This is a genomic window from Allobosea sp. 05T433, from assembly GCF_056396065.1.
Map to the genome: position 1 here is coordinate 25086 of NZ_JBFTKS010000034.1, position 26689 is coordinate 51774.

Below are 26689 nucleotides of genomic sequence, written 5' to 3' on the forward strand. Positions count from 1 at the left end.
CCTGTCTCGGGCGCAGCGCCGACCCGAGACACTCCGAAGCCGATGAGGCCCGGATTCGCCCGGGCATGATGTGCCGGACCCGCTACATCATCGGACCGGATATCGTATCCGGTCCGATGATCTAACCTTCTGTGTTTGCATCGGCTTTTCCGAAAACCGCAATCCACTTTTCGGGCCGATGCTTTAGTCGCCGATCGCCACGCCCTCGCGCCGGCCATCGGCTCCCCCGACAAAGCCTTCAGGGGTCTTGACGATCGCCTGGATGCCCGAGGTCATTTCCAGCAGCCTGACCTCATGGCCCTTGGCCTCGAGCGCTGTCTTCCAGGCCTCGGCCTCAGTGCCCTTTTCAAGCTCGGTGGGGCCATTGCGGCTGCCGAAATTGGCGAAGTCGACGGCGGCTTGCGGATCCATCTTCCAATCCAGCAGGGCGACCAGCGTCTTGCCGACAAAGCCAATGATCTGGCTGCCGCCGGGGGAGCCGACCACGGCGTAGAGGCGGCCAAAGGCATCGAACACCAGGGTCGGCGCCATCGACGAACGCGGGCGCTTCCCGCCCTCGACGCGGTTGGCGACGGGCTTGCCCTCCTCCTCCGGAGCGAAATTGAAATCGGTCAGCTCATTGTTGAGCAGAAAGCCGCCCTTGGTCATCTGCCGCGAGCCGAAGCCATCCTCGATCGTCGTGGTCATTGAGACCGCGTTGCCGTCTGCATCGATCACCGAGATATGGCTCGTGCCGTTCTCGATGCCGTCCGAGGGGGCAAAGAGCTGGGCCCGCTTGTTGGGAGGATCGCCGGCTTTGGCGCGGCCCATCGACTTGTCGGGGCTGACGAGCCCGGCGCGCGATCGGATGTAATCGCGGTCGATCAAGCCGCTGACGGGCACGCTGACGAAGGCCGGGTCGGCGAGGAAGAGCGCGCGATCGGCGAAGGCGAGGCGACCTGCCTCGCTGAACCAGTGTGCACTGTCGGCAGAAGGGCCGAGCCGGGCCATGTTCTGGGTTTCGAGAATGCCGAGCATCTGCTGGACGGCAATCGCGCCGGAGCTCGGCGGCCCCATGCCGCAAATCCGCCAGACCCGATAGGAGCCGCAGACGGCCTCTCGCTCCTCGACCTTGTAGGCTTGCAGATCGGCGAGCGTCATATCGCCGGGGTTGGTCTTGTGACCGGTCACGGTCGAGACGATGTCCTCGGCGATCGGCCCGGAGTAGAAGGCGTCGGACCCTCTCTCGGCGATGGCACGAAGCGTTGCGGCGAAGGCCGGATTCTTCAGGACCGTGCCGACCGCCTTGGCCTTGCCGTCCGGCTCGTAGAAATAGGCGGCGGCGCGCGGGTCCTTTGCGAGATTTGTCTCACCGGAAAGCAGGCCGTTGAGGCGCGGAGAGATGGTGAAGCCCTCTTCCGCCAGCTTGATCGCGGGGGCCATGACGGTGGCCCAGGGCAGTCTGCCCCAGCGCTTATGCGCCTCCTCCAGCAGCTTGACCGTGCCGGGCACGCCGACCGATCGGCCGCCGACGACGGCGTCGATGAACTTCATCGGCTTGCCGTCGGCGCCGATGAAGCGGTCGGGCCTGGCTGCCTGGGGAGCCCGCTCGCGGCCGTCCAGCGTGACGAGTGCTCGTCCGGCCTCGTCCCAGTGCACGAAGAAGGCACCGCCACCGATGCCCGAGCTCTGCGGCTCGACCAGGTTGAGAACGAGCTGGATCGCGATAGCAGCGTCGGTCGCGCTGCCGCCGGCGCGCAGGATCTCGCGGCCGGCGCTGGCAGCGAGCGGATTGGCGGCCGCCGCCATGTAGCGCTGCGCGGTGCCGACGGCTTTGGCGATGCGGCCGGTCGCAGCTTCGGGCGCGGGTGCAAGGGGCTGTGAGGCCGCTCCTCCCGCCCAAAGGGCACTGGCTGCGGCCAGCGCAAGGAGGGTTGATCGTCCGGCGGAGCGTGATGTGGAGAAGGAGAGGTTCATGCTGGCGATCTCCCGCTGCGGGCTGACGCCCATCCCAGCAGTGGAAGGGCTGCGGTGCAAGGCCCGGATAACGCAACGCGTGATTGTACGAGCTGCCTTTCACCCGCTCGAGCGGAGCGCTAAGCTCCGAATCGATCGCTCGATCATTGCCAAAAGGGGCATCGACATGTCGTTCGCGCTCTCCACCGTTCGTCGCCGCAGCCTTGCGCTTGCGGCCGTCACCCTCTTCGGCCTCGTGCTCGCGGGCTGCGGGATCAACAATGTGCCGACACTCGAGGAGAGGGCCAAAGCGGCCTGGAGTGAGGTCCAGAACCAGTATCAACGCCGCGCCGACCTGATCCCCAATCTGGTCGAGACCGTGAAGGGCTATGCCTCGCAGGAGCGCGAGGTGCTGACCCAGGTGATCGAGGCGCGCGCCAAGGCGACGCAGATCAAGGTCGACGCGTCGACCATCACAGATCCCGCGAAGTTCAAGGAGTATCAGGATGCGCAGAATGCCCTGACGGGCGCTCTGGGACGGCTCCTGGTCACGGTCGAGCGCTATCCTGAGCTCAAGTCGAACCAGAACTTTCTCGCCCTGCAGTCGCAGCTCGAAGGCACCGAGAACCGTGTTGCGGTAGCCCGGCGCGATTACATCCAGGCGGTGCAGAGCTTCAACACCGAGATCCGCACCTTCCCCGGCGTGATCTGGGCGCGGCTGTTCTGGGGCGCCAAGGCGATGGAAACCTTCTCCGCGGCGGCGGGCGCGGAGAAGCCGCCAGAGGTGAAGTTCTAAGCGGGCCCCGGGGTGCCCCGGCTCGCTCACCGAACAGGTCGGGTAGCCCCTCTTCCAGAAGGGAGAGGGGTTCTCCGTTATCTCTCCCTGTTGCTTGTCCTGCTCTGGGCCGGCTTGGCGCTTGCTGCCGATCCCAATTTTCCTGCCCTGACCGGCCGCATCGTCGACAACGCCAATCTGCTCGATGCCGCGGCGCGCAGCCGCATCGAGCAGAAGCTGCAGGCCCATGAGGCCAAGACCAGCGATCAGGTCGTGATTGCGACCGTGCCGTCGCTCCAGGGCTACGCCGTCGAAGATTTCAGCAATCGCCTGTTCCGGCACTGGCAGCTCGGCGAGAAGGCCAGGAATAACGGCGTGCTGCTGCTCGTCGCGCCGAACGAGCGCAGGGTCCGCATCGAGGTCGGTTATGGGCTGGAGGGCGCGCTCACGGACGCGCTCTCGAAGGTCATCATCACCACCGCGGTGGCACCGAAATTCAAGACGGGTGATTTTGCCGGCGGCATCGAGGGCGGCGTCGACGCGATCCTAAGCATTCTGGCTGGAGATGCCGAGGAATGGCAGCGCCGCGCGACCGTCCGCAGTGACGAGAGCAGCTTTGGGGAGGATGTTGCCGTCATCCTGGTGATGTTCTTCATCTTCATCGTCGTGGTCAGCATCCTGCGTGGGCTGAACCAGCAAGGCGGCGGGCGCGGACACCGGATGCGCGATGGCCGCTGGGTGACGCTGCCGCCGACCAACTCCGGCTGGGGGACGGGTTCCGGTTCCGGCTGGGGCGGTGGCGGCGGCTGGGGTTCGGGTTCGGGCGGCGGCTTTTCAGGCGGCGGGGGCTCGTCCGGCGGCGGCGGTGCTTCTGGGAGTTGGTGATGGATACGCAAGACCAGGAGGCGATCGCGGAAGCGGTGCGGCAGGCGGAAAGCCTGACCTCCGGCGAGATCGTCGTGGTGATCGACCGCGCTGCAAGCAGCTACCGCACCGTGCCTTTGGTGATGGCACTGGTGCTGGCGCTGTTCGTGCCCTGGCCGTTGCTGATGCTGACGGCAACCAGCGCTCCGCGAATCTTCCTGATCCAACTCGTCTGCGCTGCGACTTTGATGGTGACGCTGCTCTGGTATGGGCGCGGTGGGCGATTCGTGCCTGGCTTCATCAAGCGCCGGCGGGCCCATGACGTTGCGCTGCGCGAGTTCACCGCACGCGGCCTTACCCGCACGCGTGGGCGCACCGGCGTCCTGCTCTACATCGCCCTGCAGGAGCGCTATGCCGAAATCGTCGCGGATATCGGAATAGACGAGACGATCGATCAGGCGGTCTGGCGCGGCATCATCGAGCCGCTGCTCGGGGCAGCGAAGGAGGACCGCCTGCGCGAAGGCCTGATCGCTGCCGTTGGAGCCGTCGGCAGCATTCTTGCTCGCCATGCGCCGCCAGCGGCAGACGACGTCGACGAGCTACCGAACAAGGTGGTTCTGCTCTGAAGCCTCAGCGCGGGCTGCGTGCGGCGCCCAAGATCACCCGATTGGGCTGGTCGCCCTGCACCAGGACGACATAAGCGTCGGCATTCGGAAGCTGTGTCGCCGCGAGCGGGACCGACATCGTCGTGGCCGCCCCGGTCCATTCGCCAACCTTGACGATGCCGCGCACGACATTGGCGTAGGTCACCGATTTGCCCTTGTTCTCGCCGCGTTCGATGGGCACCGTGACAAGGCGCGAGATCGGCACCAGCCAGACACCGCCGCCACGCTCGCTGCCGGTTCCGGTGGGATCGAGCTTGATGCTCAGGTGGCCGGAGGCTTCGGACAGGGTGACGGAGACCGGAAGCGCCGGGCTCGCGTGCTCCTTGAGCGATTGCTCGATCAGGGCCTTGTCGGAGCCGACCATGTGCGAAGCGCCGTTGATCACAGCCTGAGGCGTGTAGATCTGGCCGTCGCCGCGACCTTTGGCGTAATATTTCTGGCGCTTGCTGAAAACGTCCTGGCCGAGCGTGTCCTTCCAGCCGAGATAATCCCAATAGGTCACCGGCATGGTGAGGGCGATCAGGCTCGGGTCCTTGGCCAACTCGACGAAGAGGGCGTCGGCCGCGGGGCAGGATGAGCAGCCCTGGCTGGTGAAAAGTTCGATCACCGCCCTTGGCGGCTTGGCCGGCGTCTGGGCAAGCGCTGTCGCGCCGCCAAACGCAAGGGCAGCAAGGAAGGCAGAAAAGGCGCGTAACCGGCGGGTCATTCTCGAAACTCGGCTTCAAGCTGACTGCGAGACGTTACCAAAGCGCTCAATAAGCCTCACTTGGAAATCACGTTGCCTTGAATTTGGGCTGTGGCCAGGTCGTATCCCCGTAATTCGCCAGCGCAGCCGCCTTGATCATGTTCGGGCGCCAGCGCCGATGCATCCAGAGCCATTGCTCAGGGTGCTCGCGCACCCAGCCTTCCACCACCGCGGTCATCATCGCCATGGCGCCCGTGACATCGATCTCGCCGGCTTCGTCGCGGGGCAGGTCGAGCGGTGGCGTCAGTTCCAGCCGGAAGCGCTGCCCCGGCAGGCGGATGACCCGCACGCCGTGGACCGGGCAGTCGAACCGGCGTGCGAACTTGCCGAGGATCGGGTTGGTCAGGGCCGGGCGGCCCAGGAAGGGGATCACCACGCCCCGGGTGAAATGCTGGTCGATCAGCATGCCGAGATGGCCATCCTTCTCAAGCACGCCCTGCATCGCGAAGGCAGCGCCCTGCTTCGCCGCGGCAAGCCCGCCCATGGCGCCGGAGCGAATCTCGTGCACCACGTTGGCGATCGCCGGGTCATTCGGCGCGCGGAAGACCGCGGTTGTGTCGAGCTTGTAGGCCGCGGCGCAGATCGCCGGGAGCTCCCAGTTGGCGAGATGCGCCGAGAAGATCAGTCCTGGCTTCTCGTCATCCTTCAGCGCGACGAAATGCTCGATGCCGGAGACCTCGACCCGCGAGGGAGCATCCCGGTTGTCGTCGTCATAGTCGAAGAGGGTCTTGAGATGCGCGTACTCGGCAGCGGTGCGGCCGAGATTCTCCCAGGCTCCCCGCGCGATCGTCCGGACTTCGGCCTCGTTCTTCTCCGGGAAGGCGGCACGGATATTGGCCAGTGCGACGCGATTGACGGGGATCAGCGGGCTGACGCTGCGCAGCAGCCAGCCTCCGAGATCACTGGCGCGTTCCGGCCCGAGCAGGCGCAGGAAACCGAACAGAGCCCGGATCAGGCCGATCATGACGGCCGCAACGAGCCGGCCCGCGAAGTGCTTCAAACGTCTCAATGCCGCGAGGGCCTCTTTCCGAAGAGCCGGAAAGGCCCGGCGCCAGCCGCGCGACTTGCGTCAGGAATACGCGCCGGTCAAGTCTGGCGCGCGAATTCCGGGCTCAGAAGGCCACAATGACCTTGCCGAAGACCTTGCGGCCCTCGAGTCGGGCGAGCCCCTTCTCGAAATCCTCGAGTGGGAAGACCGAGTCGATCACCGGCTTCATGCCGCCCGCCATCTTCTCCAGCGACTGCGCGATGTTCTCGATGCGGCAGCCGAAGGAGCCGAAGATCCGGTATTGCTGCTGGAAGAGCTGCATCAGGTTCATCGTGGTCGAGGGGCCCGACGTTGCGCCGCAGGTGACGAGCCTGCCGCCGCGCTTTAGGCAAAGCAGCGAGCCATTCCAGGTATCGGCACCGACATGCTCGAAGACGACATCGACGCCCTTGCGCTTGGTGAGCTGGCGCACTTCGCCCTCGAAGCGCTCGGTCTTGTAGTTGACCACGAAATCGGCGCCGAGCGCCTTGGCCTTGGCACCCTTCTCGTCGTCGCCGACGGTGGTGTAGACCGTGCAGCCGATCGCCTTGGCCATCAGGATCGCGGCGGTGCCGATGCCGGAGCCGCCGGCGTGAACGAGAATGGATTCACCCGGCTCCAGCTTGGCATTGTCGAAGAGCATGTGCTGCACCGTGCCGAAGCCGATCGGCGCGCAGGCGGCCTCCTCGAAGGACACGCCCTTCGGAGCCTTGATCACGAGGCGCTCGGGCCGGTTGATCAGCTCGCGGGCGAAGCCGTCGATATGGAAGCCCATGATGCCGGCGACATTCTCGCAGAGATTGTCGCGACCCTCGCGGCAGGCCTTGCAGTGGCCGCAGGTCTCGGCGCCGTACATGGTGACGGTGTCGCCCTCCCGGAAACGGCTGACACCTTCGCCGACAGCCACAACCTCGCCTGCGGCCTCGACACCGGCCGCCTGAGGCATCTTGCGCTTGGCGAAGGCCATGCCGCGGAAACCCCAGACATCGAGATAGTTCAGACCGACGGCGCGCACGCGAATCTGCACCTCGCCGGCGGCGGGTGGCGGCGGCGGGTCGATTTCGGTCAGGCGCAGGTCACGGTCGCCGAAGAGCTGGAGGGAACGCATGTCGAGCCTTTCAAATACGCATCTGCCGGCTGAGCGCGCTCAGCGATGCACGCCGAGCTGTGCCGTCAGGCCACCATCGATCGGCAGGACGGTGCCGGTGATATAGCCGGCCGGGGGGCTCATCAGGAAGGTGGCGAGCCCGGCGATCTCCTCGGGCTTCGCGAAGCGGCCGGCGGGGATCTGGCTTTCCATCTTTTCCCGATAGGCGGCGTAGGGGGCCATCATGTCGGTATCGATGAAGCCCGGCGCGATCACGTTGACGGTGACGCCGCGCTTGCCGGTTTCGACGGCCAGGGTGTTGGCGTAGGAAATCAGCGCGCCCTTCGAGGCGGCATAGGCGGCGTTGCCCGGATTGCCGCGCAGCGCGGCCACGGAACCGATCGCGACGATGCGTCCGCTGCGGGCGCGCAGCATGCCGCGCATCAGGCTCTTGGCAAGACGCGTGAAGGCCCAGAAATTGACCTGCATGATCGCTTCGGCCTTGTCCTGCACCATCATCGCTGCGAGCGAGTCGTAGGGTTGTCCGGCGTTGTGGATGAAGCCGAAATAGCTGTCGCCCTCGACCGCCTCGCAGAATGTGTCCAGGGCTGGTTTGTCGGCGAGATCGAGCGGCAGCGCGCGAACGGCCTGGCTGGGATGTGCCGCGCCGATCTCGGCTGCCAGCGCCAGCGCCTGATCGGCCGATGACCGATAGGTGAAATCGACATCATGCCCTGCGGCTGCGAGCGCGCGCACGATCTCGGCGCCAACGCCCTTGGCGCCGCCGGTGACGAGAATGCGGGTCATGCCGCCTCCGGGGGGGCGGTCAGCACGAGACAGGTGTTTTGCCCGCCGAAACCGAAGGAATTGGAGATGACGGTCCTGACCTTGGCGTCGCGCGCCGTATTCGGCACGACATCGAGGGCAATGGCAGCGTCTGGCAGGTTGTAGTTGATCGTCGGCGGGATGCGGCCATTGGCGATGGTCAGAAGCGAGATCACCGCCTCGACTGCACCAGCGGCTGTGAGCGTATGGCCGATCATCGACTTGTTCGAGGAGATCGGCAGGCGCGCCATGCGCTCGCCGAAGACGGCGGAGCAGCTCATCGCCTCCATCTTGTCATTCTCGGGCGTCGAGGTGCCGTGCGCGTTGATGTAGTCGACATCGTCCGGCGTCAGCCCGGCATCGGCCAGTGCATCCTGCATGGCGAGGATCGCGGGCTTGCCGTCCGGGCTCGAACGCGTGCGGTGGAAGCCGTCGCCACGCTCGCCGCAACCGGCGACGATGCCGAGGATGGTCGCGCCACGCGCCAGGGCGTGGTCGTAATCCTCGAGAACCAGCGCCCCGGCCCCTTCGCCCATGACGAAACCGTCGCGGTTCTTGGAAAAGGGCTTGGACGCGCCTTCCGGCGGATCGTTCTGCGTCGACAATGCCGAGAGCAGGGAGAAGCGGATCAGCGCCTCGGCATGGACCGAGCCGTCAGTGCCGACGCACAGCGCCGCGCTCGTCTCGCCGCGCCGGATCGCCTCCACGCCCATTTGGATGGCGGTTGCGCCCGACGAGCAGGCGGTCGAGAGCGAGATCGGCGAACCTCGGGTCCCAAACCGATCGGCGATGTGATCGGCGACGCCTCCGAACAGGAAGAGCTCATGCATCGGCTTGTGTTTGTGCGCGGCGGCGGCGCGCAGCAATCCGTCATAATCGACGTCGCCGTCGATGGCTTGCGCCAGTTCCTGCTTCTGCGGCCATTCCATCTCGACCGGAGGAACGGCCATGAAGAGTTCGCCGGGAAAATCACCGTCCGAGCCGAGCCCGCTTTGGCTCACGGCCTCCTCTGCGGCAAGCGTCGCGAGCTTCTCGGAAAGCTGAGGCGCCGTGAAAGGCGCATCGAAGAGGAAATCGACCGTGCCGGCGATGGTCGTGCGCAGCCCGTCGATCGGAAAGCGCTCGATGCGATGGATGCCCGAGCGCCCGGCGGTCAGCGCCTCCCAGTTGGTCTGCTTGCCCTGGCCGAGCGAGGTGACGACACCCAGTCCGGTGACGGCGACGACGGGGCGGCCCTTGGAGTCGCGATGCTGTGCGCTCATGGCGATATCCTCACGCTTTCACGAGGCGCGCCGCGCCTTCTCCGCGCCAATGGCCGGCGCCGGTGACGATCGCTTCGCTTGCCTGGCCATTGGCAAGGGCGATGGCGGCAAGGGCAACCGAAATGGGGAATGCAGCCTCGAGGCTGTGGCCAACGAGATCGCCTGTGGCAATGCGTTTGGCGGCGGGCAGGTTGGCGATGGCCGATGCCTCTTCGCCGGTGACGCCGGCTGCGCCGGTCGCCGCCGAGATGACGAGGGCTGAAGACGACACTGCGCCGAAGCCGGCAACCAGCTTGCGCAATGTGGCCTCGACCGCGCCCTGCTCGCTGCGGCGCGCGCGGGCGGCCGCGACATGGCTGAGGCCGGCCAGAACCTTGGCGCCACGCGCCTTGGCGCGCTCGGCTGATTCGAGGACGAGGAACGCTGCGGCGCTGCCGGTGATCAGTCCCGGCGCATCCTGCCGTTCGAAGACGGGTGCGAAATCACCCTTGCGCAAATAGCCACCGGCTTCGAGCAGCAGCAGCATGTCGCGACGCTCGGCATTGTAGGCGCCGCCCACCAGCATCACGTCTGCCTGGCTGGAGGCGACGCGGGCATGGGCGGTGCGGATCGCGTCGACGCCGGCCTGCTCTTCGCCCATGAAGGTGCGCGAAGCGCCGGTGACGCCGTGGACGATCGCGATATTGCCGGCGAGAAGATTGGAGAGCTGCGCCAGGAAGAGCGTCGGGCGCAGGTCGCCCATCAGCCGCTCGTTCAGGAAGGCGCCAGGCTGGTTCGCGCCGCGCAAGCCGGTCAGGATCGCGGAATCGACAGCATGATCGCGTTCGCCACCACCGGCCGCGACGATGACCTGGAGCTCGCTCTTGGCTTCGACGTCGTCCTTCAGGCCGGCAGCATCGAGGGCAAGACCTGCGGCATAGACGCCAAGCCGCTGCCATGGCTCCATCTGGCGCTGGTCGGATTTCTTCGGAATCTGCCGATCGAGTTCGAGCGGCTTCAGCCGGTGCACGGGATAGGGCGCGAAACTCTCGGTATCGACGACCGGTGCAACGGAGGAGGCCAGAGCCGCTGCATGCGTCTCGATGCCTTCGCCCAGGCTGGAGGCCAGGCCGATGCCAGTGATGACGACGTCACGCATCATGTCAGTTCCGTTCCGGGACGAGGCCGATCGCCGCGATCCGTTGCTCCATCAACGTCCGCATGTCGGCCGGGAACGGCATCAGGCGGAAACGCAGCTCGGCATCGCAGATCGGCTTGCCGTCGATCGCGATTCTTGCCTTGGTGGCGGCGTAGCCCGAGCCTTCGTGAACGAGCTCTGCACTGACATCCAGCACCGCATCAGGTTCGACGAAGGTGCGGAAGCGCGCCTTGTCGACCATCATCAGGAACGGCATCTGCTGCAACTGGTTGAGAGCGAGCAGAAGATAGCCGGAAGCCTGGGCCATGGTCTCGGTGAGGAGCACGCCGGGAACAAGCGGGTGGCCGGGGAAATGCCCCTCGAAAACGGGGCTCGCGCTCGGCACGGTCGAACGTGTGGCGATGCGCTTCTGCGACGGATCGAAGGTCACGACCGTGTCGATCATGTCGAAATATTCGAGGCGCATGCGGGTCCTGACCGGGTGGCGAGCAACAGATGCGCCGAGCGGGCGAGGGAACGCCCGGCTCGGCTGCATCATGCTCTATCGGGAGAGGGTGTCCGTCTCAAGGCCGCCTCGCGAATTCATCGAAGCGGCGGCCCTGCGAGCGAAATTCAGGCCTTCTTGGCGGCGACGAGGTCGTCGATGCGCTGGCACAGGTTCTCAAGCACGAAATACTGCTCGGCCGGCGCTTTGCCTTCGTTGACCTCCTGGGTCCACTGCTCGAGCGGCAACTTGATGCCGAAAGCCTTGTCGATCGCGAAGGCGATGTCGAGGAAAGCCAGCGAGTCGATGCCGAGGTCTTCGATGGCGTGGCTCTGGGGCGTGATCTTCTCGCGAGGAATATCGCAGGTCTCCGAAATGATACCGGCGACCGTCTCGAACGTGGCGGACATGCGGGTGCTCCCGTCGTCTTGGATTGTGGCGGCGGACATCCGGGCGCGCTGGCGCGCGCCTGCCCCAAGCCCCCCGCCAAGGATGGCTGTGACGCCCCATTACACCTACGCCTGCGCGAGGACAACTGGAGGCGCCGCAAGGCGAAACAGGGCCGGCCAGAGGCCGGCCCTGCATGTCGATGTCCCCGGCCCCGTCAGACGGAGCCAGGGCAGGGCGCGGACTACGCCGCGATGCCGCGCAGCACGTAGTGCAGGATGCCGGCGTTCTTGAAGTAATCGAGCTCGTCCAGCGTATCGATGCGGCAGAGAATCGGGACATTCTTGAGCGTGCCGTCGGCGAAGGTGATCTCCGCCTCCAGCATCTGGCGCGGCTTGACCGTAGCCAGCCCCTTGATGGTGACGCTCTCGTCACCCTTCAGGCCCAGCGAGGCCCAGCTCGTGCCTTCCGCAAGCGTGAAGGGGACAACGCCCATGCCGACGAGATTCGAGCGATGGATGCGCTCGAAGCTCTGCGCGATCACGGCCTTGACGCCGAGCAGGTTGGTGCCCTTCGCCGCCCAGTCACGCGAGGAGCCGTTGCCGTATTCGACGCCGGCGAAGATGACCAGCGGCACCTTCTCCTCCTGGTAGCGCATGGCCGCGTCGTAGATCGGCAGCTCTTCCTTGCTGGGATAGTGGATGGTGTAGCCACCCTCGCGCCCGTTCGGCCCCATCATGTGGTTGCGGATGCGGATATTGGCGAAGGTGCCGCGCATCATCACCTCATGATTGCCGCGCCGCGTGCCGTACTGGTTGAAGTCGGCGACGGCGACGCCGTGCTCGGTCAGGTACTTGCCCGCCGGCGAGGCGGCCTTGATCGAACCGGCCGGCGAGATGTGGTCGGTCGTGATCTTGTCGCCGAACAGGCCGAGGATGCGCGCGCCGACGATCTCGGTGACCGGCGAAGGCTTCCTGCCCATGCCCTGGAAATAGGGCGGGTTCTGCACATAGGTCGAGGCATCGTCCCAGGCGTAGGTCTGGCTCTCCGGGGTCTTCACGTCCTGCCAGTGCTGGTCGCCCTTGAACACGTCGGCATATTTCGCCTCGAAGATGGCGCGCGTGACGTTCTGGGCGATGAAGCTCTGGATCTCCTTGTTGGAGGGCCAGATGTCCTTCAGGAAGACGGGCTGGCCGTCCTTGCCCGTGCCGAGCGGCTCGGTCGTCAGGTCCTTCTGGACGCTGCCGGCGAGCGCATAGGCGACGACCAGCGGCGGCGATGCGAGGTAGTTCGCCTGCACGTCCGGCGAGACGCGTCCTTCGAAATTGCGGTTGCCGGAGATCACGGCGCCCGCGATCAGGCCCTGATCATTGATCGCCTTCGAGATCGGGCCCGGCAGGGGACCGGAATTGCCGATGCAGGTGGTGCACCCGAAGCCGACCAGGTTGAAGCCGAGCGTGTCGAGGTCGGTCTGGAGGCCGGACTTGGCGAGATACTCCGCCACGACCTGCGAGCCGGGGGCAAGCGAGGTCTTGACCCAGGGCTTCACCGTCAGGCCCTTGGCGACCGCGTTGCGGGCGAGCAGGCCCGCGGCCATCAGCACCGAGGGGTTCGAGGTGTTGGTGCAGGAGGTGATGGCGGCAATGACGACATCGCCATGGCCGAGATCATGGGCGCGGCCTTCGACGGGAACCCGGCGGGCAATCTCGGCGCCCTTCTTGTATTCGGTGTCCATCGCTGCGGCGAAGCCCTTGGCGACGGCGCCGAGGTCGACGCGGCCCTCGGGGCGCTTCGGGCCGGCCATCGAAGGCTGGACCGTGGTCAGGTCGAGTTCCAGCGTGTCGGTGAAGACCGGGTCCGGCGTCTCGATGGTGGCGAACAGGCCCTGTGCCTTGCTGTAGGCCTCGACCAGCGCGATCCGATCCGACTTGCGGCCGGTGGTGGTGAGATAGTCGATCGTTTCGGCGTCGACCGGGAAGAAGCCGCAGGTTGCACCGTATTCCGGGCCCATATTGGCGATGGTGGCGCGGTCGGCGAGCGTCAGGTTGTAGAGGCCGGGGCCGAAGAACTCGACGAACTTGCCGACGACACCCTTCTTGCGCAGCATCTGGGTGACGGTCAGCACGAGGTCGGTCGCGGTGATGCCTTCGCGCAGCGAGCCGGTGAGCTTGAAGCCGATGACCTCGGGCAGAAGCATGGACTGCGGCTGGCCGAGCATGGCAGCCTCGGCCTCGATGCCGCCCACGCCCCAGCCGAGCACGGCCAGGCCGTTGACCATGGTGGTGTGCGAATCGGTACCGACGACGGTGTCGGGATAGGCGACCTCGACCTCCTTGCCGTCGATCGTCTCGGTCCGGGTCCAGACGGTCTGGGCGAGGTATTCGAGATTGACCTGATGGCAGATGCCGGTACCGGGCGGGACGACGCGGAAATTGTCGAAGGCGCCCTGGCCCCATTTCAGGAAGCGGTAGCGCTCGCCGTTGCGCTCATATTCCAGCTCGACATTCTGCGAGAGGGCCTTGGGCGTGCCGAACTCGTCGACGATGACCGAATGGTCGATGACGAGGTCGACGGGGACGAGCGGGTTGATCTTGGCCGGATCGCCGCCGAGCGCGACGACGCCATCGCGCATCGCGGCCAGGTCGACCACTGCCGGAACGCCGGTGAAATCCTGCATCAGCACGCGTGCGGGCCTAAAGCCGATCTCCTTGCCGGCCTTGCCCTTGTCGGACAGCCAGGCAACGAAGCCCTCGATGTCGGTCTTGGTGACCGAGCGGCCATCCTCGAAGCGCAGCAGGTTCTCGAGCAGAACCTTCATGGAGAAGGGAAGCTTCGAAATGCCGGGAAGGCCGTTCGCCTCGGCGTCGGGCAGGGAGTAATAGACGTAGCTCTTGCCGCCGACGTCGAGCGTCTTGCGGGACTTGAAGGAATCCTGGTTAGCCATGCGGGCATAATCCTGATCAAGGGGTTGCGGTCGCGATTCGGTCGCCCTTGCGGGCAGGCGAGATCGAAGGCCTAATGCGCATGACGCGCGCGCCGCCCCGGGAGTGCCCGAGCCCCGCGCCGGATCGGCGTGCGGCGTAGCCGAGCGTTCTATAGATCAATTCCAAGAAGCCCGCTACATGAACGAAACGCGTGCGTGGCAGCTTCTGACGCACGGGAAGATGCCCTGGCCTTGACGCAGTTTTCCTACGCCCCACTCACGCTGAGCGCCGAAGACCTGGCTTGCCGCCGAGGCGGGCGACTGGTTTTCGAAAAGCTGGACTTCACGCTCGGGAGCGGGGAGGCGATTGCGCTCACCGGCCGCAACGGCGCCGGCAAGTCGAGCCTGATCGCCATGATCTGCGGGCGGTTGCGGCCCGCCGGGGGAGTTTTGCGAGTAACCGGCATCGGCGATGCGCCCCTGATGGAGCAGATCCATCTCGTCGGTCATCGCGACGGATTGAAAACGGCGCTGACGGCGCGCGAGAATCTCGATTTCGTCCAGGCCCTGCTCGGCGAGCCCGGGCTCGCCGCCGATGAGGCGCTTGCCGCTATCGGTTTGCCGCATGTCGCGGCTCTGCCGGTCGGCTATCTCTCGGCCGGGCAGCGCCGGCGCGTCGCGCTGGCACGGCTCCTGGTTTCACGACGGCCGCTCTGGCTGCTCGATGAACCGGCCTCGGCGCTCGATACGGCCTCCCAACGCATGCTGATCGGGCTGATGCAGGCCCATCTCGATGCGGGCGGCGCGATCCTGGCGGCGACGCATGGCCCGCTTGGCCTGGAAACGGCGCGCGAGATGAGGATCGGGCCGTGAGCGGAGCTTTCCTGGCGATCCTGAAACGCGACCTCGCCCTGGCGGCCCGTGCCGGCGGAGGCGGGGAGCTCGCGCTGGTGTTCTTCCTGACGCTGGTCGTGCTGGTGCCCTTTGCGCTCGGGCCCGATCTCAATCTGCTCTCGCGGATCGGCCCGGCCATTCTCTGGCTCGGAGCGTTGCTTGCGACCCTGATCGGGCTCGACCGGCTCTTCCAGGGCGATGAGGAGGACGGTTCTCTCGACCTGATCCGAGCCTCCGCCCTGCCCCTGGAACTCGCCGTACTGGCCAAGGGGCTCGCCCATTGGCTGACGACCGGCCTGCCGCTGGCGCTGGCTGCTCCGCTGCTTGGCCTGCTGGTCGCGCTTCCCGCCGAGGCGATGCTGCCGGTCGCCGGGACGCTTCTGGTCGGGACGCCGGCGCTGAGTTTCATCGGCGCCACGGGAGCCGCGCTGACGGCCGGCCTCAAGCGGGGCGGCCTGATCCTGCCGATCCTCGTCGCGCCGCTGACGGTGCCCGTGCTGATCTTCGGCGTCTCGGCTTCCAACAGCGCGCTTGGCGGCACGGTGCCCTTCCTGACGCCGTTTCTGATTCTGTGCGCCTTGTCGCTCGCGACGCTCGTTATCGGCACCATCGCCGCTGCTGCGGCGCTCCGGCAGGCGGAATAGGCTGCGACGCCATGGCCATCGGCTGCGATTGTGAAGCGTGAAGCCGGTTGCTACATCCTCACTCGTCAAATGAAGAGCAAAAGGGCCGCATGGCTAGCCTGATCGAACTGGCAAATCCGACGCGTTTCATGCGCCTGTCGAGCCGGCTGCTGCCCTGGCTTGGGGGCGCGGCCGCGTTGCTGCTTGCCGTCGGCTTCTATCTCGCCTTTTTCGTCGCGCCGGCGGATTACCAGCAGGGCGAAACCATCCGCATCATGTTCGTGCATGTGCCGGCTGCCTGGCTCGCGCTGATGTTCTACTCGATGATGGCGGTCTCGGCACTGGGCACCCTGGTCTGGCGCCATCCGCTTGCGGATGTGGCGCAGAAGGCGGCGGCTCCGATCGGAGCCTGCTTCGCGCTGATCTGCCTGATCACGGGGGCTCTCTGGGGCAAGCCGATGTGGGGGACCTATTGGGTCTGGGATGCGCGGCTCACCTCGGTGCTCGTGCTCTTCCTGGTCTATCTCGGCATCATGGCGCTGTGGCGCACGCTCGACGATCCCTCGCGCGCCGGGCGGGCAGTGGCGATCCTGACACTGGTCGGCTTCGTCAATGTGCCGATCATCAAGTTCTCGGTCGACTGGTGGAATACGCTGCACCAGCCGGCATCGGTCTTCCGCGCCGGCGGGCCGACCATTCATCCCGCCATGCTCTGGCCGCTCCTGATCCTGGCAGTCGGCTTCACGCTGCTGGCGTTGGCGCTGCATCTCGTCGCCATGCGGGCCGAGATCATGCGCCGCCGGGTCCGGACGCTGACGATCTTCGAGGCCGAGAGGCTGGACCGGCTGGCGGCGGAGGTCGCGGTATGAGCGCGTTTGGGCCGCATGCCGGCTACATCCTGATCGCCTATGCGTCTGTCGTGATGATCCTCGGCGGGCTGATTCTGATGACCTGGCGCGATCACCGCGCGCAAAGGCAGGCTCTCGACGCGCTGGAACAGCGCGGCGCCGGCCGCCGTTCCGGGAAGGCATTGTCGTGAGCGAGGTCGAGAGCGCGCCAGGCCGGCGCTCGCCGCTGGTTTTCCTGATTCCCCTGATCCTGTTTGCCGGGCTGTCCCTGGTCTTCCTGGTCGGGCTGTTCAGCGGGGATGCCAGCAAGGTTCCATCGGCGCTGATCGGCAAGCCGGCTCCGACGATCGCGCTGACCGCGCTCGAAGGGTTGCAGCGCGACGGGCAGCCAGTCCCGGCCTTCACCATGGCCGACCTGGCCAAGGGGCGGGCCACCATCGTCAATGTCTTCGCGAGCTGGTGCGCGCCCTGCCGCGTCGAGCACCCGCATCTTGTCGCGATGGCTGAGGCGCCCGTGGTCAAGCAGGGCAAGGTCGCCGTGGTCGGGCTGAATTACAAGGACGAGGCCGAGAATGCCCGCCGCTTCCTGGGAGCGCTCGGCAATCCCTATTCTGCCGTGGGCGTCGATCGCGCCGGCCGTGGCGCAATCGAATGGGGCGTCTATGGCGTGCCGGAAACCTTCTTGATCGGCCCGGACGGGCGGATCGTCGACAAGCATGTCGGCGCGCTCGATGTGAACAGCGCGCAGAAGCTGCTGGCGAAGGCGGCTTCGCTGGCGAAGTGAGCCGGGCCGCCCGGCCCGGTCGTATCCGTCATGCCGGGCCAAACCCAAGCATGACGGGGAGCGAGCCGGTCAGGCTGCCTTCTTGCCGCTGATCAGGCTCTCGAACATGCCGCGCCCATCGGTGCCGCCCGTGAGCGAATCGATCAGGTTTTCCGGATGCGGCATCAATCCGAGCACATTGAAGCCGGGCGAGTAGATGCCGGCAATGCCGTTCAGCGAACCATTGGGGTTGGCTTCGGCGGTGACCTGACCGTCGGCGTCGGCGTAGCGGAAGGCCACCAGGCCCTCGCCTTCGAGGCGCGCCAAGGTCTCGGGATCAACGATATAGTTGCCTTCGCCATGGGCGATGCAGACATCGATGACCTGGCCCTTGGTGTAGGCACGGGTGAAGGCGGTATCAGCGCGTTCGACGGTGAGATGCTGGCGCTTGCAGACGAATTTCAGATTGGCGTTGCGGGCAAGGACACCCGGGAGCAACCCCGCTTCGCAGGCGATCTGAAAGCCGTTGCAGATGCCGAGCACATAGCCGCCGCGCGCCGCATGGGCTCGCGTCGCATCCATGATATGGGCCCGGCCGGCGATGGCGCCGCAGCGCAGATAGTCGCCATAGGAGAAGCCGCCCGGCAGCACGACGAGATCCGTGCCGGCCGGAAGCTCCGTGTCCGCATGCCAGACATGGGTGACGGTGGCACCGGCCTGCCGCAGGGCAGTGGCGACATCACCCTCGCGATTGGATCCGGGGAAAGTGACGACGGCGGCTTTCATCGTCTCACGCTCCGATTTCGACGCGGTAATTCTCGATGACGGTGTTGGCGAGCAGCTTCTCGCAGGCATCCTTGAGCGCGCTCTCGGCGGCGGCCTTGTCGCCGGCGGTGAACTCGATGTCGAAGACCTTGCCCTGACGCACCGAGCCGACACCGTCGATGCCGAGCGATTTCAGAGCGCCTTCGATCGCCTTGCCCTGCGGATCGAGCACGCCGTTCTTGAGGGTGACGGTGACGCGGGCTTTCATTGTGCTCTCCGGGCAGGGCTTCTGCGGGGTGCCTTAGCGGCGAATCGGTTCGGGCTCAACCACATGTCAGGGCTTCACGGCGAATCAGCGGCTGCGCCAGGCGGCGCGTGCATAGTTTTGCGCGGCCTCGGCATCGTTGCTGACCGCGATCGCCATGACGAGCTTGCCGGCTTCCCTGCCATAGAGGATCGCGGTTGCCGCAAGCAGTCCGGTCTCGCCCTTGCCGCGAATTTCGACGAGCAATCCGGACGGACCGCCGCCATCGAAGCGGGAAACGCTGGTGGTGCTCTTGACCGTGGCCGCTGTGGGCCTGGGCTTCGCGCCCTTTGCAGCATCGACCGGCTTCGAGAATTCACGCGCCAGACGGGCTGGGTCGGTGGCGAGGCCTCGTTCGAACTCGTCGGCCTTGCGGCCTTCAACGGCGATCAAGGCTGCGACAGCGGGGCGCAGGCAGGGCGCGCCGGCGCAATAGACGATGGTACGGGGCTCGAGGCCGTCATTGACGACCCAGGAGCCGATCGGCAGCGGCTGCCAGCCCCGATCGGCCGCCAGCTCGGCAAGGCCGGGTCCGAAATGGTTGCTGCAGGCGGTGAGCAGGCTCAGGCCGCCGAGCAGCGCAGCCAAAAGCAAACGGGAGCGCAGGCGCTCCCGTTTCCAATTCGCTGTCACGGCTCCGCCAGTGCTCACTGCACCAGGCGAGGTCCGGCGGCAGGGCCGGCCTTTTCGTTCTCGCCCATGATGCCGAGGCGGCGGGCCACTTCGGTATAGGCCTCGATCAGCCCACCCATGTCGCGACGGAAGCGGTCCTTGTCCATCTTGTCCTTGGACTTGATGTCCCAGAGCCGGCAGGAATCCGGGCTGATCTCGTCGGCGACGACGATGCGCATCATCTCGCCTTCCCAGAGCCGGCCGCATTCCATCTTGAAGTCGACGAGGCGGATGCCGGCGCCGAGGAACAAGCCGGAGAGGAAATCATTGACGCGGATGGCAAGCGCCATGATGTCGTCGATTTCCTGGGGCGTCGCCCAGCCGAAGGCGGTGATGTGCTCTTCCGAGACCATCGGATCGTTCAGCGCGTCGTTCTTGTAATAGAACTCGATGATCGAGCGCGGCAGCTGCGTGCCCTCTTCGAGACCGAGCTTAGTCGAGAGCGAGCCGGCGGCGACGTTGCGCACCACCACCTCGAGCGGAATGATCTCGACCTCGCGGATCAGCTGCTCGCGCATGTTCAGCCGACGGATGAAATGCGTCGGCACGCCGATATCGTTGAGATTGGAGAAGATGTGCTCGGAGATCCTGTTGTTCAGGACGCCCTTGCCGTCGATCACCTCATGTTTTTTGGCGTTGAAGGCGGTGGCGTCGTCCTTGAAGTGCTGGATCAGCGTACCGGGCTCCGGTCCCTCATAGAGGACCTTCGCCTTGCCTTCGTAAATGCGACGGCGGCGATTCATCGGGATGTACCGTGGCTTGAGGAAATCCAAAATCGGCCTTTCTCTGGTCGCGGTTGCCCGCGGCGGGATCGTGGCCCCTGTTCCGCCGGTCCTTCGCAAGCCTCGCCTTAGATCTGCGCTCGGACGCGATCGGCCTGGATTGCGGATTGGTCCGGTTCAAAGCGAGCATAGCCCAATCGGCCACCCTCGCGACCGCTATATGGCGCTTCTGCACTGCAAACGCAACAAACCGGGCGAAGGGCCCGATCGCCAGATTGCAATCCGCGCTGGCCCTGGGCGCTGCGGCACCCTATATCGCTTGGAGAAGCCACCCGGAGCCCGCAAGAGGACTTAACCCGCATGACGACATTCGATCAGCGCAAGGATGCCTTCGAGAACAGGTTCGCCCTCGACGAGGAGCTGCGCTTCAAGGCGACGGCCCGGCGTAACAAGCTTCTCGGCCTCTGGGCAGCCGAGAAGCTCGGCAAGAGCGGCGCTGAAGCGGACGCTTACGCTAAGTCCGTAGTCTTGGCCGATTTCGAGGAGGCCGGCGACGATGACGTGCTGCGCAAGGTGAGGTCCGATTTCGCAACTGCGAGCGTCGCGGTTGCGGACGAGGAGATTCGCCGCGTGATGACCGAGCTCCTGATCAGGGCCGCAGAGGAAGTCCAGGCCGGGCGCTAGTGGCGAATCCCTGTTTCACGTGAATCGGCATGGCCGGTTCACCAAACGCAGGACGTGGTTGAAACGGGCGCATGAGCGCCCGTTTGTTTTTGTGCGAGTTTGCTGCCCACTGTCCTCGTCCCGCCGTGTCTCAAGAGCGGGCTCAACCGGATGAAAACGCCGATGTCTTCCGCCAAGCCAACCGTCCTGTCCTCGCTCGCCGATCGTCTCGCCAAGGGCGATACGCTCCTGTCTGCCTGGTGCGGGCTTCCCGATCCGAGCATTGCCGGAGTGCTCGCGCAGGAAGGTTTTGACGCCGTCACGCTCGACATGCAGCACGGGCCGATCACGCTTGGCGAGGTCATCCGGGCGATCCCGCTGATCAATGCGGCCGGAAAGCCTGCTCTGGCGCGGATCGCGGTTGGCGAATTCCAGAACGTGTCGAAGCTGTTCGATGCCGGCGTCTCGGGCGTGATCGCGCCGATGATCAACACCATGGAGGATGCGCGCCGTCTGGCGGCCTATGCCAAGTATCCGCCGCTCGGAGAACGCAGCTGGGGCAGCTATGGCGGCCTGGGCGCTTCGGGGCTCGATGCCAATAGCTATCTCAAGGCCGCCAATCGTTTCTCGATGACCTTCGCGATGATCGAGACGCGCGAGGCCATGGCGATTCTCGACGATATTCTGGCGCTTGAAGGCATCGACGCGTTGTTCGTTGGCCCATCCGATCTTTCGATCGCATTGTCCGGCGGAGCGTCGGTCAACGCCTCGGCGAAGGAGGTCGACGAGGCCCTGCGTCACATCGTGGCCCGTGCGTCTGCCGTGAACAAGCCGGTCGCATTCTATGCCGCCACCGCCGAGAGGGCGAAGGAGGGTGTCGAGATGGGAGCCAGGCTTGTCACCGTGATGAGCGATTCGGGCTTCCTGCGCGCGGCCGCTCAGGCCGCGCTCAAAGTGGTTCGCGGCTAAGGTCCGATCCAACCTTCTGTATTCGCATCGGCTTTCCCGAAAGCCGCACTCCACTTCGCGGGCCGATGCTTTAGGCGTTGATCCCCTCGCGGCGCTTCAGCGCGGCGTAGTAGGCCCAGAGCAGTCTGGCTGCCACGCCGCGCCAGGGGCGCCAGGCCTCGGCCATCTCCTGCAGCTCGCCCGGTTTCGGGCGGGCATCGAGGCCGAAGGCGACGCGTGCAGCCTCCTGGATGGCGAGATCGCCGGCTGCGAAGCCGTCGCGGTGTCCGAGGCAGAACAACAGATAGATATCCGCGGTCCAGGGTCCGATGCCGGAGACGGCGGTCATGTGCTCGTGGATATATTCCGGCGTACCGCCCTCCAGAGACCCCAGGTCGAGCGTTCCGTCGACCATTGCCGCGGCAACGGCGCGCAGGGTGCGCTGCTTCGGCCGCGAGAGACCGGACAGCCGCATATCCTCATCGCTTGCAGCGAGCACGCGCTCCGGCGTGAGCGGCGTCAGGACCGACTCGACCCGGGTCCAGACGGCGCGCGCGCTCGCCACCGAAAGCTGCTGCGCCACGATGATCGTTGCCAGCCCCTTGAAGCCGCCCTCGCGGCGACGCAGCGGCGGCAGGCCGGTCCGGTCGATGATGGCGCTCCAGCTCGGGTGAAGCGGGCGGAGCGCGGCCATGCCCTCTTCGAGGTCGGCGTCACAGGTGATTCTGGTCATCGTCGCTTCTTGAACCGGGATGGTGGCAGTGCGCGCGCGTCAGGAGAGTTGGCTGTGTCCGAAGACTTAGGCATTCCTGAAGACTTGGCCCAGTCATGGCCAGACCATAGAGAGGGCCCATGGCAACGTCCTCACGCGATTGCGACAGACCGGTGTTTCGTTTCGCGCCCAGCCCGAACGGCCGGCTACATCTCGGCCACGCTTTCTCGGCGCTGATGAACGAGCGCCTGGCCAAGCGATTGGGCGGCAGGCTGCTGCTGCGCATCGAGGATATCGACGTCGCGCGCTGTCGGCCGGAATTCGAGCAAGGCATCCATGACGATCTCGCCTGGCTCGGCATCCGCTTCGACGCCGCCATCCGCCGGCAGTCCGAACATTTCGACGATTATCGCGCCGCGCTCGGCCGGCTGCAGGCGAAGGCGCTGATCTATCCCTGCTTCTGCTCGCGCGGGCAGATCATGCGTGCAGTGGAGGTCAAGGAAGCAGAGGCGGGCCGGCCCTGGCCGCGCGATCCCGACGGATCGCCGCTCTATCCCGGGACTTGCTGCGCGCTGCTTCCCGATGACGCGGGCAAGCGCGCGGCGAGCGGCGAGGCCCATGTGTTGCGGCTGGCGATGGGGCGGGCGGCGGCAGGGATCGGCGGGGAGGTCGGGTATCCGCTCTTCGATGAGGATGGGCGAGTGACGCGTGTAGCGGCTGCTCCCGCGCGCTGGGGGGATGTGGTTCTGGCACGCAAGGACGTGCCGACCAGCTACCACCTTGCCGTAGTCGCGGATGACGCGCTTCAGGGCGTCACGCACGTCGTGCGCGGACGGGATCTCGAAGCGGCGACCGATATCCATCTCGTGCTGCAACACCTGCTCGACCTGCCGGTGCCGCGTTACCACTTCCATCGGTTGTTGCAGGACGAGACCGGCCAGAAGCTCGCCAAGAGCCGGATGTCGGAAGGCCTCGCGGAGCTGAGGGCACAGGGTGTTACGGCCGCAGACATCCGCGCGCGGCTCGGCTTTGCCTAGATCGGGCCGGATCCCATATCCGGTCCGCGGGCTATGTTTGGATCGGCCCGAAAGCGGCAACCCATTTTTTGGGCCGATGCATCGGCGGTTCAGCCGACGCCGAGCCAGGTCAGCCAGGCCGCGGTGGTAAAGAGCGAGAGCATGGTCGAGAGCGCGATCGCGCTCGAGGCATCGGCGACACCCTGCCGATAGCGCTCGGCGAAGAGATAGGCGTTGATCCCGCAGGGGCAGGCGGCGAAGAGCACTGCGACGCCTGACCAGTGCGCCGGCATCTCGAAGACGCGGGTCGCCAGCAGATAGACGATCAGCGGGTGAAGGCCGAGCTTGAGGGCGCTCAATACGGCCGGCAGACCGAGACCCGATTCCAGCCCGTAGCGCCGCATGGCGATGCCGAGGCTGATCAAGGCGCAAGGGACCGCGGCACCGGCGAGCAGGTCGACCAATGTCCAGACCGGGGCTGGGATGAAGCCGATCACCGGCCGCACCGCCGAGCCGAGCAGGATGCCGATGATGATGGGATGGGTGAAGAGCCTGCGGGCCATCATCTTCAGCGACGCCGAGCGGCCCTCGGCGAGCAGGGTTGCCGCCGTCATCGTCACAGGCAGGTGGATCGCCAGCAGCAGGCCGAGCGGCACCGCGCCGGCATCGCCATAGGCCTTCAGGATCATCGGCACGCCGACGAAGACCGTGTTGGACTGGGCCGCGGCGAAGCCCGAGACCACCAACTCCGGTCCCTTACGGCTGAAGACGCGGTGCGCAATCAGCATGGCCAGGGCCCAGACGATGGTGAGGCCGGTGAAATAGGAGATCCAGTAGCCCCAGGGTTGGCTCGCCGGGATGTCGGCCTTGGCCAGCGTCCGGAACAGCAGGCAGGGCACGGCCAGAACGAAGACGAAGTCGGAAAGACCTTCGCCGGTCGTCTCGCGGACCAGCTTCGTCCAGCGGGCGACATAGCCGAGGCCGATCAGGCCGAAGACGGGCAGGACGACAAGCAGGGAGGAGAGCATCGGCGCGACAGATTCGATGAGCGGGAGCGGGAAGGCGCCCCTCGCGATCGGTCTTGCAGCAGGCAAAGTCAAGGAAGCGGTGGCGCAAATAGCGGCATGGCCGTGCCGCGTTTTCGGTCAGTCCCGCGAGGGCACTAGCGCGCCTGGGCCAGCACGCCGCCCGAGCGCACGATCAAGCCCTGGATCTCGTCGCGCTGGCGCTTGAACTCGGCCAGCGTCTTGCCTTCGAGCTCGCGTCCTCGCGGAACGCGGATCTTCATCGGATTCACGAAGTTGCCGTTGACCATGACCTCGTAGTGCAGATGCGGTCCGGTGGAGAGGCCGGTATTGCCGAGATAGCCGATGACCTGGCCCTGGCGCACTTTCACACCGGCAGCGATGCCCTTGGCAAAACCCGACTGGTGCGAATAGGTCGTGACATACCCGTTCGCGTGCTGGAGTTCGATCCGCCGACCGTAGCCGGAGGCCCAGTCGGCCTTGATCACCGTGCCGTTGCCGGCGGCCAGGATCGGCGTGCCGATGCGGTTGGCCCAGTCGACGCCGGTATGCATCTTCGAATAGCGCATGACCGGGTGGTAGCGCATGCCGAAGCCGGAGCGCATCTCGGCATCGGTGATCGGCTTGCGCAGCAGGAACTTCTTCAGCGAGCGACCTTCCTCGTCAAAATAGTCGATCAGGCCGTCTTCAGGGGACTGATAGCGAAAGACCCGGCGGGTATCGCCGTTGATGGTGAGCGTTGCCGACAGGATTTCACCGCGCTCGCCTTCCTCGTCCTCGGTGAAGATCACCTCGAGATTGTCGCCGCCGCGCACGCGCTGCTGGAAGTCCAGGTCGTAGGAGAAAATCCGAACCAGCTCGTCGATCATCGGGCGCGGCAGGTCGTGGCGCAATCCGGTCTCGTAGAGGCTCTCATAGAGCCTAGCGCCGCCGGTATCCTCCTCGTCCTCTTCGTCTTCCGTGGTTGCCCTGCGGGGCGTGCCGACGATCWCCTGCTTCGGCAGCGAGACCGGAACGAAAGCGCCCTGGTCGTTGACCGCAATCGTCGCCTCGGGCTGGCCGTTGGTGAGCAGCGAGACGCGAACGATCTGGCGCGGATCGCCTGGCCGCGGACCGGGTGCAAACAGCGCTTGCAGGACTTGGCCATCCGGCAAGGCGGCAACGCGCACCTTGCCGCTGAAGGCCTGGATCATCGCCCTGATCTGCTCGGCCGGAGCTCCGGCATTGCGCATGACCTGTTCGAAATTCTCGCCGCGCCGGGTGATCAGCAGCTTGTCCTCGACAAGCGGCTCGCGGGATGCGGGGATGGGCGTCTTCAGTGCGTTGGTGACATTTTCAGGGACGACGCGCACCTCGATGCCGGAGAAGCGCGTGTCCGTGGCCGGAGAATAGGCAAGAAGATCGTTCGTGGCGCTGGGCGCCGCACCGCCGCCCAGCGTGCGGCTGAGCATCAGCTGTGGTGGGATCGGCAAGGGGCGTTGCCGGCCCGCCACGGCCTGGTTGGCGCGCTCTTCCTCGACCTGCTTGATCACGTCGGGGTCGCCGAGGCGTGGGCGCGCGGGCGGAATCGCGATCGTGGTGAGGTCGCGCTTGACGATGGTGACATCGGCATCCGGCATGTCGCCGGCCGGTTCGGCATAGCGCTCGGCGGGCTGGCCACCTTCCGCAAACAGGCGCAGCGGATTGAAGGGCGGGATGCTCGTCGCGTAGACGCCGGTAGTCAGCGACAGGTTGGAGGCAAGCCGTACGAAGGGGCGCACGCGGATGACCTCACGGTCACCGACGCGTTGGGACATGGGCGCGCGAGCGCTGTGTCGGGCCGCCATGACAGGCTGGTCCGCCACCAGCTTGTCCGCCTTGCGCGCCCCGCCACCCAGGCCGGCAGAGGACGGGCCGCGCGCGGTCACCATTTCGGGCTGCTCGGGGAAACTCGTATCCCCGCGGGTCGAGACCAGGATCGCCCCACCGAGCAGGGCTGCGCCGCAGGAGCCGACCAGCGCGCAGGCGGCCAACCAGCGCAGCGAGACGCCACGCCGGTCCAACGCCTGATGCGGAGCACCATCCGGCCGGATCGGCGGCTCGATACCGAGATCGACCAGAAGCGCGGCGGCTTCCGGCGATAGCGGTTCTGCTGGCGTGCTGAGCTCGGGATGGGCGTTCATCGCTGGTCGTCAGAGAATCCTGATCCTGGTCCGGTGCCCGGGCGGGCCGGAATTCCGAAGAAGCCGCATCTGCTGCACGCGTACGCGCCTGGTTCCGACCATGCCCGGGTCGCAGCCCGGAATCAATCCGCGGTCGGAGCCGCTGCGGGGCTTTGGCCGTCGATTACGGCTCTTTGCGGGCGCCACGCACGTAGGGCGCGCGCCGCGCTCGTACGCGCGCGATGGATAAAGTCGGGATCGGCGAGCCGGGACAAAAAGTCATCGAACTGTCGGAAAAGTTTTGTTTTGGCGTTGACAGGGTGAGAGGGTGGGGCCTATAACGCAGCCATCGAGACGGCGCCGCCGCTGGCGGGGCCGCTCTACTGCGCTTCATGAGAGCTTCGGGCCTTGTAGCCGAGAGATCGGTTGGCCTGCTTGTCTTTGTTAGACGCACCGCTGTTTGAAAACTGAAGACA

At 66.0% G+C, this 26689-nt stretch carries 28 protein-coding genes; 11 read left to right on the top strand and 17 right to left on the bottom strand.

Features of this window, described 5'->3' with window-relative positions:
* Positions 1–183: 183 nt before the first annotated feature.
* Positions 184–1956 carry a gamma-glutamyltransferase gene (gene ggt / locus AC1DGP_RS30400; protein WP_476832918.1) on the bottom strand — a complete coding sequence of 591 codons (1773 nt, stop codon included), beginning with the start codon at positions 1954–1956 and terminating at the stop codon, positions 184–186.
* Positions 1957–2122: 166 nt separating this feature from the next.
* Between ggt and AC1DGP_RS30405 the strand changes: the two genes are divergently transcribed.
* From AC1DGP_RS30405 to AC1DGP_RS30415, 3 genes are all read left to right on the top strand, one after another.
* Positions 2123–2731 carry a LemA family protein gene (locus AC1DGP_RS30405; RefSeq protein WP_476832919.1) on the top strand — a complete coding sequence of 203 codons (609 nt, stop codon included), beginning with the start codon at positions 2123–2125 and terminating at the stop codon, positions 2729–2731.
* 90 nt (positions 2732–2821) lie between these two features.
* Positions 2822–3595, top strand: a complete 774-nt coding sequence (locus AC1DGP_RS30410) for a TPM domain-containing protein (protein WP_476832920.1) — start codon at positions 2822–2824, stop codon at positions 3593–3595.
* Complete coding sequence (locus AC1DGP_RS30415) at positions 3595–4200, top strand: TPM domain-containing protein (protein WP_476832921.1); 606 nt, start codon at positions 3595–3597, stop codon at positions 4198–4200. The genes AC1DGP_RS30410 and AC1DGP_RS30415 overlap by 1 nt, the downstream gene beginning before the upstream one ends.
* Positions 4201–4204: 4 nt before the next feature.
* Here the strand turns inward: AC1DGP_RS30415 and AC1DGP_RS30420 are convergent, their stop codons facing one another.
* The 9 genes from AC1DGP_RS30420 to acnA all read right to left on the bottom strand — a co-directional run bounded on the left by AC1DGP_RS30420 (position 4205) and on the right by acnA (position 14138).
* Complete coding sequence (locus AC1DGP_RS30420; RefSeq protein WP_476832922.1) at positions 4205–4945, bottom strand: DUF1223 domain-containing protein; 741 nt, start codon at positions 4943–4945, stop codon at positions 4205–4207.
* 67 nt (positions 4946–5012) lie between these two features.
* Positions 5013–5993 carry a lipid A biosynthesis lauroyl acyltransferase gene (locus AC1DGP_RS30425; protein ID WP_441493313.1) on the bottom strand — a complete coding sequence of 327 codons (981 nt, stop codon included), beginning with the start codon at positions 5991–5993 and terminating at the stop codon, positions 5013–5015.
* A 103-nt stretch (positions 5994–6096) separates the two neighbouring features.
* Positions 6097–7119 (bottom strand): zinc-binding dehydrogenase, encoded by a 1023-nt coding sequence (locus AC1DGP_RS30430; RefSeq protein ID WP_113513425.1) that lies wholly within the window; start codon positions 7117–7119, stop codon positions 6097–6099.
* 39 nt (positions 7120–7158) lie between these two features.
* A complete protein-coding gene (locus AC1DGP_RS30435; RefSeq protein ID WP_476832923.1) occupies positions 7159–7905 on the bottom strand; it encodes an SDR family NAD(P)-dependent oxidoreductase in 747 nt (248 codons plus the stop codon).
* Entirely contained in the window at positions 7902–9185 is a 1284-nt protein-coding gene (locus tag AC1DGP_RS30440) for a beta-ketoacyl-ACP synthase (RefSeq protein ID WP_441493315.1), read from the bottom strand. Before AC1DGP_RS30440 ends, AC1DGP_RS30435 begins: the two co-directional genes overlap by 4 nt.
* A 10-nt stretch (positions 9186–9195) precedes the next feature.
* On the bottom strand, positions 9196–10326 hold the full coding sequence (locus AC1DGP_RS30445) for a beta-ketoacyl-ACP synthase (protein WP_476832924.1): 1131 nt from the start codon (positions 10324–10326) through the stop codon (positions 9196–9198).
* Between the two features lies 1 nt (position 10327).
* A complete protein-coding gene (locus AC1DGP_RS30450; RefSeq protein ID WP_069878634.1) occupies positions 10328–10789 on the bottom strand; it encodes a 3-hydroxyacyl-ACP dehydratase FabZ family protein in 462 nt (153 codons plus the stop codon).
* 146 nt (positions 10790–10935) lie between these two features.
* Entirely contained in the window at positions 10936–11217 is a 282-nt protein-coding gene (locus AC1DGP_RS30455) for an acyl carrier protein (RefSeq protein WP_043242327.1), read from the bottom strand.
* A 221-nt stretch (positions 11218–11438) separates the two neighbouring features.
* Positions 11439–14138, bottom strand: coding sequence for an aconitate hydratase AcnA (gene acnA, locus AC1DGP_RS30460; RefSeq protein ID WP_476769371.1), 2700 nt, complete (start codon positions 14136–14138; stop codon positions 11439–11441).
* A gap of 195 nt (positions 14139–14333) precedes the next feature.
* Between acnA and ccmA the strand changes: the two genes are divergently transcribed.
* The 5 genes from ccmA (at position 14334) to AC1DGP_RS30485 (ending at position 17266) form a co-directional block, all read left to right on the top strand.
* Positions 14334–14990, top strand: a complete 657-nt coding sequence (ccmA, locus tag AC1DGP_RS30465) for a heme ABC exporter ATP-binding protein CcmA (RefSeq protein ID WP_476832925.1) — start codon at positions 14334–14336, stop codon at positions 14988–14990.
* Entirely contained in the window at positions 14987–15655 is a 669-nt protein-coding gene (gene ccmB, locus AC1DGP_RS30470) for a heme exporter protein CcmB (protein WP_441493319.1), read from the top strand. The genes ccmA and ccmB overlap by 4 nt, the downstream gene beginning before the upstream one ends.
* A gap of 89 nt (positions 15656–15744) precedes the next feature.
* Positions 15745–16503 (top strand): heme ABC transporter permease, encoded by a 759-nt coding sequence (locus AC1DGP_RS30475; protein WP_476832926.1) that lies wholly within the window; start codon positions 15745–15747, stop codon positions 16501–16503.
* Complete coding sequence (gene ccmD, locus AC1DGP_RS30480) at positions 16500–16673, top strand: heme exporter protein CcmD (protein WP_476832927.1); 174 nt, start codon at positions 16500–16502, stop codon at positions 16671–16673. Before AC1DGP_RS30475 ends, ccmD begins: the two co-directional genes overlap by 4 nt.
* Positions 16670–17266 carry a DsbE family thiol:disulfide interchange protein gene (locus tag AC1DGP_RS30485; protein WP_084651247.1) on the top strand — a complete coding sequence of 199 codons (597 nt, stop codon included), beginning with the start codon at positions 16670–16672 and terminating at the stop codon, positions 17264–17266. Before ccmD ends, AC1DGP_RS30485 begins: the two co-directional genes overlap by 4 nt.
* 69 nt (positions 17267–17335) lie before the next feature.
* Here the strand turns inward: AC1DGP_RS30485 and purQ are convergent, their stop codons facing one another.
* The 4 genes from purQ to purC all read right to left on the bottom strand — a co-directional run bounded on the left by purQ (position 17336) and on the right by purC (position 19759).
* Positions 17336–18031, bottom strand: a complete 696-nt coding sequence (gene purQ / locus AC1DGP_RS30490; RefSeq protein WP_441493322.1) for a phosphoribosylformylglycinamidine synthase subunit PurQ — start codon at positions 18029–18031, stop codon at positions 17336–17338.
* A 4-nt stretch (positions 18032–18035) separates the two neighbouring features.
* Positions 18036–18278 carry a phosphoribosylformylglycinamidine synthase subunit PurS gene (gene purS / locus AC1DGP_RS30495; protein WP_043242342.1) on the bottom strand — a complete coding sequence of 81 codons (243 nt, stop codon included), beginning with the start codon at positions 18276–18278 and terminating at the stop codon, positions 18036–18038.
* Between the two features lie 84 nt (positions 18279–18362).
* Positions 18363–18947: a hypothetical protein gene (locus AC1DGP_RS30500; RefSeq protein WP_441508254.1), complete on the bottom strand. Its 585-nt coding sequence runs from the start codon at positions 18945–18947 to the stop codon at positions 18363–18365.
* A 14-nt stretch (positions 18948–18961) separates the two neighbouring features.
* A complete protein-coding gene (gene purC / locus AC1DGP_RS30505) occupies positions 18962–19759 on the bottom strand; it encodes a phosphoribosylaminoimidazolesuccinocarboxamide synthase (protein WP_043242352.1) in 798 nt (265 codons plus the stop codon).
* Positions 19760–20068: 309 nt separating this feature from the next.
* On the opposite strand from purC, the gene AC1DGP_RS30510 reads away from it, so the two are divergent.
* Both AC1DGP_RS30510 and AC1DGP_RS30515 read left to right on the top strand, forming a co-directional pair.
* The gene (locus tag AC1DGP_RS30510; RefSeq protein WP_113513401.1) at positions 20069–20392 is read left to right on the top strand and encodes a DUF1476 domain-containing protein; all 324 of its coding nucleotides are present in this window, start codon (positions 20069–20071) and stop codon (positions 20390–20392) included.
* Positions 20393–20554: 162 nt separating this feature from the next.
* Positions 20555–21340 (top strand): HpcH/HpaI aldolase family protein, encoded by a 786-nt coding sequence (locus AC1DGP_RS30515; RefSeq protein WP_113513399.1) that lies wholly within the window; start codon positions 20555–20557, stop codon positions 21338–21340.
* A gap of 70 nt (positions 21341–21410) precedes the next feature.
* Here the strand turns inward: AC1DGP_RS30515 and AC1DGP_RS30520 are convergent, their stop codons facing one another.
* Positions 21411–22052, bottom strand: a complete 642-nt coding sequence (locus AC1DGP_RS30520; RefSeq protein ID WP_441508255.1) for a DNA-3-methyladenine glycosylase family protein — start codon at positions 22050–22052, stop codon at positions 21411–21413.
* A gap of 119 nt (positions 22053–22171) precedes the next feature.
* On the opposite strand from AC1DGP_RS30520, the gene gluQRS reads away from it, so the two are divergent.
* On the top strand, positions 22172–23068 hold the full coding sequence (gene gluQRS, locus AC1DGP_RS30525) for a tRNA glutamyl-Q(34) synthetase GluQRS (RefSeq protein ID WP_441508256.1): 897 nt from the start codon (positions 22172–22174) through the stop codon (positions 23066–23068).
* Positions 23069–23157: 89 nt separating this feature from the next.
* Here gluQRS and AC1DGP_RS30530 read toward each other — a convergent pair whose 3' ends face one another.
* Positions 23158–24075 carry an AEC family transporter gene (locus AC1DGP_RS30530; protein ID WP_441493326.1) on the bottom strand — a complete coding sequence of 306 codons (918 nt, stop codon included), beginning with the start codon at positions 24073–24075 and terminating at the stop codon, positions 23158–23160.
* A 134-nt stretch (positions 24076–24209) separates the two neighbouring features.
* The gene (locus AC1DGP_RS30535; RefSeq protein ID WP_476832928.1) at positions 24210–26234 is read right to left on the bottom strand and encodes a peptidoglycan DD-metalloendopeptidase family protein; all 2025 of its coding nucleotides are present in this window, start codon (positions 26232–26234) and stop codon (positions 24210–24212) included.
* Positions 26235–26689: the final 455 nt, after the last annotated feature.

Coding starts and splice junctions, on each gene's coding strand:
- gluQRS (WP_441508256.1), top strand. CDS start 22,172: ATGGCAACGTCCTCACGCGATTGCGACAGACCGGTGTTTCGTTTCGCG.
- AC1DGP_RS30415 (WP_476832921.1), top strand. CDS start 3,595: ATGGATACGCAAGACCAGGAGGCGATCGCGGAAGCGGTGCGGCAGGCG.
- ccmD (WP_476832927.1), top strand. CDS start 16,500: ATGAGCGCGTTTGGGCCGCATGCCGGCTACATCCTGATCGCCTATGCG.
- AC1DGP_RS30520 (WP_441508255.1), bottom strand. CDS start 22,052: ATGACCAGAATCACCTGTGACGCCGACCTCGAAGAGGGCATGGCCGCG.
- AC1DGP_RS30455 (WP_043242327.1), bottom strand. CDS start 11,217: ATGTCCGCCACGTTCGAGACGGTCGCCGGTATCATTTCGGAGACCTGC.
- AC1DGP_RS30405 (WP_476832919.1), top strand. CDS start 2,123: ATGTCGTTCGCGCTCTCCACCGTTCGTCGCCGCAGCCTTGCGCTTGCG.
- AC1DGP_RS30430 (WP_113513425.1), bottom strand. CDS start 7,119: ATGCGTTCCCTCCAGCTCTTCGGCGACCGTGACCTGCGCCTGACCGAA.
- AC1DGP_RS30515 (WP_113513399.1), top strand. CDS start 20,555: ATGTCTTCCGCCAAGCCAACCGTCCTGTCCTCGCTCGCCGATCGTCTC.
- purS (WP_043242342.1), bottom strand. CDS start 18,278: ATGAAAGCCCGCGTCACCGTCACCCTCAAGAACGGCGTGCTCGATCCG.
- AC1DGP_RS30510 (WP_113513401.1), top strand. CDS start 20,069: ATGACGACATTCGATCAGCGCAAGGATGCCTTCGAGAACAGGTTCGCC.
- AC1DGP_RS30530 (WP_441493326.1), bottom strand. CDS start 24,075: ATGCTCTCCTCCCTGCTTGTCGTCCTGCCCGTCTTCGGCCTGATCGGC.
- purQ (WP_441493322.1), bottom strand. CDS start 18,031: ATGAAAGCCGCCGTCGTCACTTTCCCCGGATCCAATCGCGAGGGTGAT.
- ggt (WP_476832918.1), bottom strand. CDS start 1,956: ATGAACCTCTCCTTCTCCACATCACGCTCCGCCGGACGATCAACCCTC.
- AC1DGP_RS30420 (WP_476832922.1), bottom strand. CDS start 4,945: ATGACCCGCCGGTTACGCGCCTTTTCTGCCTTCCTTGCTGCCCTTGCG.
- AC1DGP_RS30475 (WP_476832926.1), top strand. CDS start 15,745: ATGGCTAGCCTGATCGAACTGGCAAATCCGACGCGTTTCATGCGCCTG.
- AC1DGP_RS30445 (WP_476832924.1), bottom strand. CDS start 10,326: ATGATGCGTGACGTCGTCATCACTGGCATCGGCCTGGCCTCCAGCCTG.
- AC1DGP_RS30435 (WP_476832923.1), bottom strand. CDS start 7,905: ATGACCCGCATTCTCGTCACCGGCGGCGCCAAGGGCGTTGGCGCCGAG.
- acnA (WP_476769371.1), bottom strand. CDS start 14,138: ATGGCTAACCAGGATTCCTTCAAGTCCCGCAAGACGCTCGACGTCGGC.
- AC1DGP_RS30450 (WP_069878634.1), bottom strand. CDS start 10,789: ATGCGCCTCGAATATTTCGACATGATCGACACGGTCGTGACCTTCGAT.
- AC1DGP_RS30440 (WP_441493315.1), bottom strand. CDS start 9,185: ATGAGCGCACAGCATCGCGACTCCAAGGGCCGCCCCGTCGTCGCCGTC.